Raw genomic sequence first — 12,073 nt, 5'->3', positions numbered from 1 at the left:
GTTCTGAGGTGAGCATATCACCTCTGTTCAGGTGGCCAAATTCAGTGTGCCACTTCAATCCCTGTCGACCTGCCGCTATGAGGCTCACCGTCCGGCTGCTGATGCGCATTTATCAGGGCGCATCACTGAGCTGGCACTGGAGCGCAGGCGTTTTGGCTACCGTCGTATTTGGCAGTTGCTGCGCCGTGAAGGGCTTCATGTTAATCATAAGCGCGTGTACCGGCTTTATCACCTCAGTGGCCTGGGCGTAAAACGCAGAAGACGTCGTAAAGGGCTGGCAACAGAACGTCTGCCGCTGCTCCGTCCGGCGGCGCCCAATCTGACCTGGTCGATGGATTTCGTCATGGACGCACTTTCCACCGGTCGCAGGATCAAGTGTCTTACCTGCGTCGATGATTTCACAAAGGAATGCCTGACGGTCACTGTTGCCTTTGGGATTTCAGGCGTTCAGGTCACGCGTATTCTGGACAGCATTGCACTGTTTCGAGGCTATCCGGCGACGATAAGAACTGACCAGGGGCCGGAGTTCACTTGCCGTGCACTGGATCAATGGGCCTTTGAGCATGGTGTTGAGTTGCGCTTAATCCAGCCGGGCAAGCCAACGCAGAACGGATTTATTGAGAGCTTTAACGGACGATTTCGCGATGAATGTTTGAATGAGCACTGGTTCAGCGATATCGTTCATGCCAGGAAAATTATTAATGACTGGCGGCAGGATTATAACGAATGCCGCCCGCACTCCACGCTGAATTATCAGACACCGTCTGAATTTGCAGCGGGCTGGAGAAAGGGTCATTCTGAGAATGAAGATTCCGACGTTACTAACTGAGTGTTGTATCTAATCGTGGGGGCAGGTCACTTTATCTTCTATATCTGTAGGTAAATCTAACTCGGTAAAATATCTTTCAAGGATATACTCTTGTACAGAGTCTTGAATTTCAGAAACTTTAACATTGAATCGCTCAGCAATATCCTCAAGTGATTCACCATCTTCTATCCCAACACCCGCAATGAATCTATTTTTTTGCTGCCTACTCCATTGCAATTTGCCTTCGGCATGTAATTCATAAAGCACGTTTTCTACAGCTCGACGGGAAGGCGCTACATAAACTTCTACTTTTTCTATAAGCTCACTACCTAGGCTATTCTTGAGACGTTCTAATTTCCTCTTTTTACTGGCAGAAGGAGCCATACCAGGATCAAGTAAACATTTCAGAGCGGAAACACGCCTATTACCTTCAACAACAATATAAGCATCACCCTCTTTAACCACATAAATAGGATCATGTGCTATAAATCCTTTATCTACAATTTTTGCAGCTAAACGCTCTATTTTTTCATTATTAAATAAATAGTTAAAAATATCCTTCTGATTCCTAGTAAAAACATAACTAGGAATTCTTGGGTTCATTTTATCTAATTTTAAGTTAGCAACAGATAAACTTAGCCGTTGCCATGAACTATAATCAATTCGTTCCATGTATCAATCACTTATGCTATTAAAGGTAGCATAAACACATATCACACAGAAAATAAAAAATCAATAACACAAACATTTCACTTTGAACATTTTCAAAAAAACCTACTATTTTTGGTATAAAAACTGACAGAAGTTATTTCACTTCCCTCCGTAGTTGAGTAGTATGAAACAATCATAAATTAGATGAATCATTCCTTTATAATGACCAATGCTCAGGAATATCAAGACCATAGATACTACTGATATGTTTCAGCATAATTATAACTTTGGAGCACCCTCCGAAATCAATTGAAAGTTTTTTATTTTCATATGAGATCACTCCCAGCCCTGTAAGCCTAAATATTTCCATCTTAGAGATATTACCCAAACCAAACCTACAGAATAAAGTTTATATAACTTTCATACCACATCTTTCATTTGTAAGTCTCTTTTCATTAGTTATTAACTCTAATATTTTTTTCAGCTTCATCTTTACTTTGTTAACTATTAGTCAATTTCATTTAAAACTTACATGACTAAATATATAGCTACAACGAAAAAGAAATTGATAAATTAAAAATACCAACAAAAAAACATTCGCATGTAAAGCTTCGACAGGCTTGTTTATTTATAACAAAAAAACGCCCTAAGGCATCTTTTTATGTTTATAATCACAATCATTTTTGGTGTTAAAGCCGAACTCGGAAATATAACTAAACCTCATAAATTAAAATAAAAAGATCATTATACAAACCCAGACACCAATATTTAATTTCATGATTTTCGATATCGAACCAGAACAAACACAGCTGGCTGGGTCAGATGCTGCCCTCTGCAACTCGTCATCTTCCTCGAAAGACTCTAAAACATCAAGCGCCATTCGGCCCATCCCAATAGAACCTTTACGGATAAAAGCATCTTCCTCATCTTTGTCGGTTAATTGGTAGCGCTCTGTTGATTCTGGCTCTAACTCTAGGGTATCAAAAATCCATTCAATTGACCTACATCCTCAATTCCTTCGTCCTCCGATTCCTCTGGCTCACAGCATAACTCGATGACTGGGCCACCATTAGCCACAGTGATATGGACATTTCCATAGTTTTCTTCTTGTTCATTGTTCTTCTTTTGTATGACAGAGATCGATACAGATGCAGAGCTTATGGTCTGTTTGCATGTATTTTGTTCGTGCATAGCAAACACGCCAGCTTGGAGTAGCACATGAAACTCTTCGTTAACAAAGGCATATTCAATCAACTTGGGAGCTATCGAGAAGATGGAACAGGATTAGCCAACCTGGTACGTAAAGCTTGGCCGAGCGCTTTACAACTAAGCTCTTAACCCGAATTCTGTACGCGGGTCCGCATCCCAAGATAATACAGTGTATTATCTCGGCGCCAACGACACAGACTTTTGTGTAGTTTACGATAAGCTCACTTTTCGTCTGAGCCTCTTTGCGAAAGAACACACCAAATCATACAGTCGAGGTGAACGCTCGTTTGTCTGCAGCCATTAATGATATAAATTTAGCCGCTCCAAGTAGGTCTTCCTCGTGGTTGATGGGGAAATGATCCCTCAATTTGCGCGAGGTTTAGGGAAGGTACAAACATTTAATGAGTAATGAGTAATGAGTAATGAGTAATCGATCGTGCAAAAAGCAGTCAGTTGATTAACATCAAAGATTAATGATGCTTGCACTGAAGGTGTTCAGTAGCTAATTTAGCTAAATTAGCTGTTTTAGTTTACTTGGAGTCATTAGTGTCTGAACAAGAGATCTATCAGCAGATCAAGCAAGCCTTGTCAGTTGCACCTCGCAACCAATATACAGTCGAGCTACATCTACAAATGCTCAAATATGCAGATGAGCTTAAACACGTGACTTCGCGGGAGTTTTGTGAAGGGGTTGGGCTCAAAGAGAGCCTTGGTACCGAATTCAGCAAGATGCGTAATCTGACTACTCGACTAAAGCTTGCTGGGCTCGATACCTACAAGCTCTAATATCGTTGAACTTCGCGAAAACCGGTTTATAAACCAGCAAGTTATTAAGGGACAACATGCTTAAGCTCGAAGAGATCAAGAAAGATGCTCAGGTCCGCGGCATTGTCGAAGGGCAAGTGGTTCGCGTGGTGACAGTGGAGCAGATCGGTGAGCACGCTCTGACGGTTTACTACAAAGACAGTAAGGGCGTATTGGCAGAACGCATGTTGTTTCGAAGTGATGAGATGGCGCTTGAGCTCGCGACAGTGGGCCGAGCATGGGCGTTTGATGCTGACGGGGGCGATTTCAAACTGGGGCTGGAAGCATATCGTATATCACAAGCAGCTCTGTTTGATCCAATGATGGCTGTCAACATGGCCAATGTTGACCCCTTGCCGCACCAAATTTCAGCCGTTTACGAATATATGCTACCTAAGCAGCCGCTGCGCTATGTCTTGGCCGATGATCCTGGCGCGGGCAAAACGATTATGGCTGGCTTGTTCATTTCTGAGCTGCTGCTGCGAGCTGATGCCAGACGGATTATGGTGGTATCCCCTGGCTCACTGACCGAACAATGGCAAGACGAGCTATTTGAAAAGTTTGGCCTGCAATTTGAAATCTTCAGCAAAGAAAAGCAGGAACAGTGTGCAACGGGCAATTTTTTTACCGAAACAGATCGCCTGATTTGCCGTCTGGATCAGCTTTCCCGTAGCGACGAGCTACAAGAAAAGCTGCGTAATACCGACTGGGATTTGATCATTGTCGACGAAGCGCACAAACTCTCAGCGAACTATTTTGGTAACAAAATCAATAAGACCAAGCGCTTCGCACTAGGCGAACTGCTTGGGTCTATTTGCCGCCATTTCTTGTTGATGACAGCCACGCCACACAATGGCAAGGAAGAAGACTTTCAGGTCTGGATGTCACTGCTCGACAGTGATCGGTTCTACGGCAAGTTTCGCGAAGGCGCCCATAAAGTCGATATTACTGACATGATGCGCAGAATGGTGAAAGAAGAGCTATTGACCTTTGATGGCACACCGTTATTCCCTGAGCGTCGGGCCTATACAGCCAACTATGATCTCTCTCCTCTCGAAGCAAGTCTTTATGAGCAGGTCACCACTTATGTGAGAGAAGAGATGAATCGAGCCGACAAACTCGACAACAAGAAAAAAAACACAGTTGGCTTTGCACTAACGCAATTGCAACGACGTTTGGCATCCAGCCCGGAGGCAATCTATCAATCGTTAAAACGGCGTCGTAATCGTCTTAAAGACAAGCTTGCAGAGATGAAGCTGTTGGCCCGTGGCCAGAAGGCTAAACAAACCGGTGTAGCTGAAACGCTGGGTAGCTATACAGTGACTAAACAGCTCGATTTACCGGATAATTGGGACGATCTGGATGAAGATTTAAGCGCTGAGGAGTACGAGCTCTATGCTGAGCAAGTAGCAGATCAGGCTACTGCAGCCGAGACCATATTAGAGCTCGACGCCGAAATCCAGTCACTCAAGGCTCTGGAGCAACAAGCTCTGGTGTTGGTGCAATCAGGCAATGATAAAAAGTGGGAACAGCTATCCGCTTTACTGCAAGACTCGCCGGAAATGAAAAACCGCGATGGTAGCCGTCGTAAACTGATCATCTTTACCGAGCATAAAGACACGCTCAATTATTTGCGTCAGCGAGTCAGTGATCTGCTTGGCCAGTCAAACGCTGTCAGGGTGATTTACGGCGGAACCAACCGTGATGAGCGGCGTAAAATCCAGAGTGAGTTTCGCAGTGACCCCACAGTGTTGGTGCTCATTGCCACCGACGCTGCGGGTGAAGGTGTCAACCTGCAAAACGCAAACTTGATGGTCAACTATGACCTGCCATGGAACCCCAATCGACTGGAACAGCGCTTTGGCAGGATACACCGAATTGGCCAAAAAGAGGTGTGCCACTTGTGGAACATTGTCGCCAATGAAACCCGTGAAGGTGAAGTATTCCAAAAACTGTTCGCCAAGTTAGAAATTGAGAAACAAGCACTTGGCGGTAAGGTGTTCGACATATTGGGGGAGGCGTTCGACAACGTTTCACTCAAACAGCTGCTGATGGATGCCATTCGCTATGGTGAAGATCCTGCTGTGCGCGCCAGAATGGACCAAGCAATTGAGGGGGCGCTAGATAGTGACCATCTCAAGGAGATCATGCGCCGCAACGCCCTGGTTGAATCCCACATGGGAATGGAAGGGCTGTATGCCATCAAAGAGCAGATGGAAAAAGCCGAAGCGCGACGTTTGCAGCCCTTTTTTATCCGAGCCTTCTTTCAGGAGGCCTTCCAAATGTTGGGGGGCGATTTGCGCGAGCGCGAACAAGGCCGATACGAGATCAGGCATGTCCCAGCTGTTATCCGCGAGCGAGATCGCACCATAGGGGAAAGCCGTACGCCGGTACTACCACGTTACGAACGGGTCTGCTTCGAAAAGCAGTTAACTCGTCCTACTGGCAAGGTGTTAGCTGAGCTGTTGCACCCGATGCATCCTCTGATGCATTCCGTGCTGGACCTTACCTTGCAAGCCCATCGCGGCAAACTGAAACAGGGCGCCGTGTTGGTTGATCCGGCTGATGACGGCGATGAACCCCGCCTAATCATTATGTTGGAACACTCGGTCAGAGAAACGGCGGAACAAGCAAAAAGTATCGCCTCCCGCCGCTTACAATTTGTTGCGATAGATAGAGCCTGTCAGGCCAGTTTTGCAGGCTGGGCGCCACACTTGGACTTGGTGCCCATCAGCAAGGGGGACTTGGCACTAGTACAAGATATTCTCTGCTCCCCTTGGTTATCCCAACCACTGGAACCACTGGCGCTGCAGCTGGCCTCTGAAAAACTGGTGCCAGAGCATTTTGCTGAAGTAAAAACCCGGCGTGAGCTTCAGGCAGACAAAACCTTGGCAGCAGTACATGAGCGCTTGATCAAAGAAATCAACTATTGGCAAGACCGCTATCTCAAACTCAGTGATGATGTGAAGTCTGGCAAGCAGCCCAGAATGCAGCCAGAAAACGCGCGTCGGCGTGTTGATGAACTTACCGCCCGTTTACAGCAGCGCACAGCTGAACTCACCGCGCTCAAGCAAGTGGTCTCCAGCACCCCGGTGGTCATTGGTAGTGCTCTGGTGATCCCGCAAGGGCTATTGGCCAAACGTAAGGGGGAGGTCATGTTTAGCCCCGATGCGGCCAGCCGCGCCCATATAGAACGGGTCGCAATGCAGGCAGTAACCGATGCTGAACAGGCTTTAGGCCACATGGTTATCGATGTAGCAGCGGATAAATGTGGGTGGGATATCACCGCGCGCCCGCCACTCAAAAGTGATGGCTCCTTGCCACAAGATCGTCACATTGAAGTGAAAGGCCGCAGCAAAGGACAGATCACCATCACCGTCAGCCGTAACGAGATCCTCTATGCCCTTAACCAGGCAGACAAATTTTTGCTGGCTATCGTGCTAGTAGAGGGGGACAAGGCTGAAGGCCCGTATTACATTCGCCAGCCTTTTACCAAAGAGCCGGATTTGGGCGTGGCAAGCATCAATTACGACTTAGCGGATCTGTTGGCACGCTCCACCAATGCTGAAGGCAGCTTATGAAAATTGAACAAGTTAGCTTAAAAAACTTCCGATGTTTTGAGCAGCTAGATGTGACTTTCCACCCGCAGTTGACGGTGTTAACCGCCCCCAATGGTGCGGGCAAAACGACGATCCTTGATGCCGTTCGCATTGCGTTATGGCCCTTTGTCAAAGGCTTTGATCTGGGTAGCCAAACAGGCAAGTCAGCCACCATTCAGATTGAAGATGTGCGTCTTGAACGTCGCGAGCAAGAGATGGAACCGATATTACCCTGCCAGATTACAGCTCAGGCCACAGGTATCCCCATTCGTGAAAAACAGCCACATCTGTTCGAATGGCAACAGGTCCGTGAGCAAGTCAAGCCACGAACTCAAAGCAAAGGTGATAGGTCGACGCAAGTTCTGACCCGGCTTGCCAAGAACTACCAGTCTGCCATCTACAAGGGGCAGCAAGCCGCAGCAGATACTATCGCGTTACCCTTGATTGTCTATTTAGGTACTGGCCGTCTATGGTATCAGGGGCGCTATACCTCAGAAGCGGAGGATAAAAAGCTCGATGCCAGTGTATTTTCGCGTCTTTGGGGCTATCAAAACTGCCTGACGGCGACCTCGAGCTATAAGCAGTTTGAATCCTGGTATGGCTGGGTATTTCGCAGCTATCGCGAGCTGCAAATTGGTCAGCTAGAAAATCAGAGCAAGCCCCAGGATCAGAGCTCGTTGGCCTACTTTGCCGCTGCCATTGAGGTTGTGCAGCGTGCCATCAACACTCTTACGAGCTCGCTGACCGGTTGGCACGACCTGCAATACCGCGCCAGCATGGGGCAGCAACTGGTGATGGAACACCCACAGCATGGCTATATGCCGCTCGCGATGCTCAGTGATGGTCTGCGCAATATAGTAGCCACTGTGTCGGATATCGCTTTTCGCTGTATCAAGCTGAATCCACATCTGAAGGACAAAGCTGCACAGAAAACTGCAGGCATCGTGCTGATTGACGAAGTGGATATGTTCCTGCATCCGGCGTGGCAACAGCAAGTACTTGGAGCGCTACAAGAGGCATTTCCTTTGCTGCAATTTATTGTCACCACCCATAGCCCGCAGGTCCTCACCACAGTAGCCAAAGAGAATATTCGTCAACTTGGCTCTGATGAACACGGCGCCTATGCCAGAATACCGCCTTTTAGCCCGCTGGCCCATGAGAACAGTGATGCACTGGCCAAGGTTATGGAAACTCATAGCCAGCCAAGCCTGCCGCTGCAAGAGACCATTAGTGAATACGAATTACTGGTTAGATCAGGAGAGGAAACGTCTGAACGCGCAACAACTCTGTTGGCAGCCCTTGAGCAGGCGGGATATCAGTTTCATGAGAGTGATCTGGCCACTTGGCGATTCTTGGCACAGCGTAAGCTGGCAGCAAAAGGGTCATAATCCATGATAGAACTTCAGCATCGTGCGATGCCAACCCCGGCGTTGACGCAATACCGCACAGCTACCCCGGCAGCCACAGCCGCAGATTTTGATAGCACTGCATTTAAAGCGGTGAAAGATGCAGTAAAAGCCGATCTGCATCAAGACCAGGGTGGTCTGTGTGTTTATTGTGAACAGCATCTTAAGTCTACTGAGGGGCAAGTCGAGCATATCAAGCCTAAAGCGGGGGCAAATGCACATCCTCATCTCTGTTTTGACTATCACAACTATGCCCATAGCTGCATCAATAATCAGACCTGTGGCCAGAGCAAAGGGAATGGCTTGTTGCCCATCGAGCCCGGTCCAGGTTGCAATCAGCAATGGGCCATAGCCAGTAGCAACGGTTGGGTTGAACCGCTACCCACACTGACCAGAAGGCAGCGTCATCCTGTTGTACAAACGCGCGACATGCTGGGGTTGAATAAGGATCCCAATCTGATCAGTGAACGGAAAAAATGGTTCACCCAAGCAGTTACTGTGCTAAAAACGGCGCCAGACGATTTTGACCAATTTTTGCAATCAGCGCCATTTCGCGCACTGATTGCTGCATCTATCTAATGTTGGAACACCCATGACTTCCATTAAATCCCCCAAAAAACTGATCGAAGTGGCGCTGCCGCTGGACGATATCAACGCCGCAGCGGCGCGTGAGAAGTCCATACGCCACGGCCATCCCTCCACTTTGCATCTGTGGTGGGCGCGTCGCCCCCTAGCTGCCGCACGAGCGGTGATTTTTGCCCAGATGGTGAACGACCCTGGCTACCAGCAGGGGGACGGTTTCAAGTATGGTGTGAACAAGCAAGAAGCTGCCCAAAAGCGCGAAAAGCTGTTTAATATCTTGCGCGAGTTGGTGAAGTGGGAAAATACCAATAACGAGGCTGTGCTCAATCAGGCGCGCGAGGCCATCATAGAGAGCTGGCGCGAAATCTGTGCCCTTAACAAAGACCACCCAGATGCGGCTGAACTGTTTAATCCCAACAAATTGCCCGGCTTTCACGACCCCTTCGCCGGTGGCGGCGCGCTGCCACTCGAAGCCCAGCGCTTAGGATTGGAATCCCATGCCTCCGACTTAAATCCAGTGGCTGTCACCATCAACAAGGCGATGATTGAGATCCCGCCCAAATTTGCCGGCCGTGCACCCGTTGGACCAGAGCCGGTCACCGATAAAATCAGCAAGAAAAAGGCCACTAAAGATGCCTTTGAAGATTGGTCGGGGGCCAAAGGGCTGGCCGAAGATGTGCGCCGTTATGGCGCCTGGATGCGCGATGAGGCCGAGAAACGAATAGGTCATCTCTATCCCAAGGTGCTTGTCACCGAGGCGATGGTAGCCGAGCGGCCAGATCTAAGACCTTACTTGGGCGACGAGTTGACGGTTATCGCATGGCTCTGGGCCCGTACCGTTAAGAGTCCTAACCCGGCGTTTTCCCATGTACATATACCGCTGGCCTCGACTTTTATTCTTTCCTCTAAGGTAGGTAAAGAGGCGTATGTTGAGCCAGTAGTAACAGGGGATAGCTACTATTTCACTGTTAAAGTGGGAACGCCACCAGAGTCAGCCAAAGTCGGTACTACGGCAGGGAAGCGTGCAGCTTTTATCTGTCTGATGTCAGGTTCTCCAGTCGATTACAAATACATTCGTAGTGAAGGTAGTGCCGGACGGATGGAACAACGCTTGATGGCGATTGTAGCGGAAGGGAAAAAGGGGCGAGTTTATCTATCGCCTAGCAAGAGCCAAGTGATGACCGCTTTGCAAGCTCAGCCTGAGTGGTCACCGGAAATGTCTTTGCCCAATAATCCACGTGATTTTAAAACACCAAACTATGGTTTGGATAAATTTGGCGATTTATTCACCCCCCGTCAATTGGTAGCATTGAATACCTTCTCCGAATTGGTTGGCGAAGCCATTATCTGCTGCCGCGAAGATGCTCTTTCTGCCGGGATGGAGGACGATGGTCAGGGCCTGGATGCAGGTGGAACCGGCGCCACCGCCTATGCGCAAGCGGTAGGGGTGTATCTTACTTTTGGCATCAATAAAATGAGTGACAGAGGCTCATCGATTTGTGGCTGGGACTCAAGCCGGGATAGTTTAAGAAATACTTTTGGTAGACAAGCAATCCCAATGACTTGGGATTTTGCAGAAGCAAATTTCATCGGTGGGTCGGCTGGTAGCTATGAAAATGCACTTGATCAAGGTATCCGAGTATTAAGTGAATATTTGCCAGCATACGGCCGAGGTGTGGTAAGTCAGTCTGATGCTCAAACACAGAATATTAGTCGAGACAAAGTTATTTCCTCTGACCCACCTTATTACGACAATATCGGTTATGCCGATCTGTCAGACTTTTTCTATGTCTGGCTGCGTAAATCGCTGCGCCCGATCTTTCCTAGCCTCTATGCCACCATGGCGGTGCCAAAGGCTGAAGAATTAGTGGCAACCCCCTATCGCCACGGCGGTAAGGATGGCGCCGAGGCGTTCTTCTTGGATGGTATGCGTAAGGCGATTCACCAGTTAGCGGAGCAGGCCCACCCGGCGTTTCCGGTCACTATCTACTATGCCTTTAAGCAGTCGGAAACCAAGGCCGACGGCACCTCCAGTGCCGGCTGGGAGACCTTTTTGCAGGCGGTGATCGATGCTGGTTTTGCCATTAATGGCACTTGGCCAATGCGCACAGAGATGGGCAATCGCATGATCGGTTCTGGCACTAATGCGCTGGCTTCCAGCGTAGTGTTGGTGTGCAATAAGCGCGCGGCGAATGCCGATAGCATCAGCCGCCGTCAGTTTATCCGAGAACTTAACCGGGTATTGCCGGAGGCGCTGGATGAAATGACCCAGGGCAGCATCGATGCCCTGGGTATCAGCCAATCAGCGGTGGCGCCGGTGGACTTGTCGCAAGCCATTATTGGCCCCGGTATGGGCATCTTCAGTAAATATTCCGCAGTGCTCGAAGCTGATGGCAGCAAGATGAGCGTGAAGACAGCACTGCAACTGATTAACCGCTTCTTGGCCGAAGATGACTTTGACAACGATACCCAATTCTGCCTGCACTGGTTTGAACAGCAGGGCTGGCGCGTGGGTAAGTTCGGTGAAGCCGACGTATTAGCCCGCGCCAAGGGCACCAGCGTGGCAGGCTTGCAAGATGCCGGGGTGATAAGTAGCGGCCAGGGTGAGGTGCAACTACTCAAATGGACCGAACTGCCCACCGACTGGGCGCCAGAGCGAGACAACCGTACTCCCGTATGGGAAGGACTGCATCAGTTGATCCGGATCCTGAACAGCGAAGGCGCCAGCGGTGCCGGTGCTATGCTGGGGCGACTATCAGACAAGAGCGACGCGATCCGCTCGCTGGCGTATCGCCTCTACACCCTCTGCGAACGTAAAGGTTGGGCACAAGAAGCCCGCGCCTATAACGAATTGGTCACCGCGTGGGATGCAATTCAAAGCGCCATGACCAACAGTGGGCAAGTGGGGGAAAGCTATAGCCTGGATCTCTAAAGGTGAGAAGTCGAAGATTCCTGAGCAGATAGGCGATGACACTTCTTTGCTCAATAAATTTGGAGCCCAAGCCAACATTTAA

Annotated in this window: 8 protein-coding genes and 1 pseudogene; 8 read left to right on the top strand and 1 reads right to left on the bottom strand. The window is 48.9% G+C overall.

Annotated features, from left to right (window positions below; all coding sequences use genetic code 11):
- Nucleotides 1-58: 58 nt before the first annotated feature.
- A pseudogene (locus tag L3068_RS02485) lies at nucleotides 59-829 on the top strand (IS3-like element ISSen4 family transposase); the annotation flags it as partial.
- 9 nt (nucleotides 830-838) lie between these two features.
- Here L3068_RS02485 and L3068_RS02480 read toward each other — a convergent pair.
- The gene (locus tag L3068_RS02480) at nucleotides 839-1,480 is read right to left on the bottom strand and encodes a ParB N-terminal domain-containing protein (RefSeq protein ID WP_236904774.1); all 642 of its coding nucleotides are present in this window, start codon (nucleotides 1,478-1,480) and stop codon (nucleotides 839-841) included.
- A 1,197-nt stretch (nucleotides 1,481-2,677) separates the two neighbouring features.
- Here L3068_RS02480 and L3068_RS25300 point away from each other — a divergent pair.
- The 7 genes from L3068_RS25300 (at nucleotide 2,678) to L3068_RS02455 (ending at nucleotide 11,991) form a co-directional block, all read left to right on the top strand.
- On the top strand, nucleotides 2,678-2,797 hold the full coding sequence (locus L3068_RS25300) for a YagK/YfjJ domain-containing protein (RefSeq protein ID WP_214577132.1): 120 nt from the start codon (nucleotides 2,678-2,680) through the stop codon (nucleotides 2,795-2,797).
- A 40-nt stretch (nucleotides 2,798-2,837) separates the two neighbouring features.
- Nucleotides 2,838-2,972 (top strand): YagK/YfjJ domain-containing protein, encoded by a 135-nt coding sequence (locus L3068_RS25265; RefSeq protein WP_252066347.1) that lies wholly within the window; start codon nucleotides 2,838-2,840, stop codon nucleotides 2,970-2,972.
- Nucleotides 2,973-3,214: 242 nt separating this feature from the next.
- On the top strand, nucleotides 3,215-3,454 hold the full coding sequence (locus L3068_RS02475) for an HTH-like domain-containing protein (protein ID WP_025368503.1): 240 nt from the start codon (nucleotides 3,215-3,217) through the stop codon (nucleotides 3,452-3,454).
- 56 nt (nucleotides 3,455-3,510) lie between these two features.
- Nucleotides 3,511-7,053 carry a helicase-related protein gene (locus L3068_RS02470; RefSeq protein WP_048997337.1) on the top strand — a complete coding sequence of 1,181 codons (3,543 nt, stop codon included), beginning with the start codon at nucleotides 3,511-3,513 and terminating at the stop codon, nucleotides 7,051-7,053.
- A complete protein-coding gene (locus L3068_RS02465; protein WP_048997338.1) occupies nucleotides 7,050-8,459 on the top strand; it encodes an AAA family ATPase in 1,410 nt (469 codons plus the stop codon). Before L3068_RS02470 ends, L3068_RS02465 begins: the two co-directional genes overlap by 4 nt.
- A 3-nt stretch (nucleotides 8,460-8,462) precedes the next feature.
- Nucleotides 8,463-9,056: a retron system putative HNH endonuclease gene (locus tag L3068_RS02460; protein WP_048997339.1), complete on the top strand. Its 594-nt coding sequence runs from the start codon at nucleotides 8,463-8,465 to the stop codon at nucleotides 9,054-9,056.
- A 13-nt stretch (nucleotides 9,057-9,069) separates the two neighbouring features.
- The gene (locus tag L3068_RS02455; protein WP_048997340.1) at nucleotides 9,070-11,991 is read left to right on the top strand and encodes a DUF1156 domain-containing protein; all 2,922 of its coding nucleotides are present in this window, start codon (nucleotides 9,070-9,072) and stop codon (nucleotides 11,989-11,991) included.
- Nucleotides 11,992-12,073: the final 82 nt, after the last annotated feature.

Source organism: Enterobacter cloacae complex sp. ECL414 (assembly GCF_021869685.1).
Taxonomy (GTDB): domain Bacteria; phylum Pseudomonadota; class Gammaproteobacteria; order Enterobacterales; family Enterobacteriaceae; genus Enterobacter; species Enterobacter kobei.
This window is presented reverse-complemented; position numbering and strand designations above follow the sequence as displayed.

What these genes read in the sequence shown, in the direction of transcription:
- L3068_RS02480 (WP_236904774.1), bottom strand. Translation starts at nt 1,480, where the DNA reads ATGGAACGAATTGATTATAGTTCATGGCAACGGCTAAGTTTATCTGTT.
- L3068_RS02470 (WP_048997337.1), top strand. Translation starts at nt 3,511, where the DNA reads ATGCTTAAGCTCGAAGAGATCAAGAAAGATGCTCAGGTCCGCGGCATT.
- L3068_RS02455 (WP_048997340.1), top strand. Translation starts at nt 9,070, where the DNA reads ATGACTTCCATTAAATCCCCCAAAAAACTGATCGAAGTGGCGCTGCCG.
- L3068_RS25300 (WP_214577132.1), top strand. Translation starts at nt 2,678, where the DNA reads ATGAAACTCTTCGTTAACAAAGGCATATTCAATCAACTTGGGAGCTAT.
- L3068_RS02460 (WP_048997339.1), top strand. Translation starts at nt 8,463, where the DNA reads ATGATAGAACTTCAGCATCGTGCGATGCCAACCCCGGCGTTGACGCAA.
- L3068_RS02465 (WP_048997338.1), top strand. Translation starts at nt 7,050, where the DNA reads ATGAAAATTGAACAAGTTAGCTTAAAAAACTTCCGATGTTTTGAGCAG.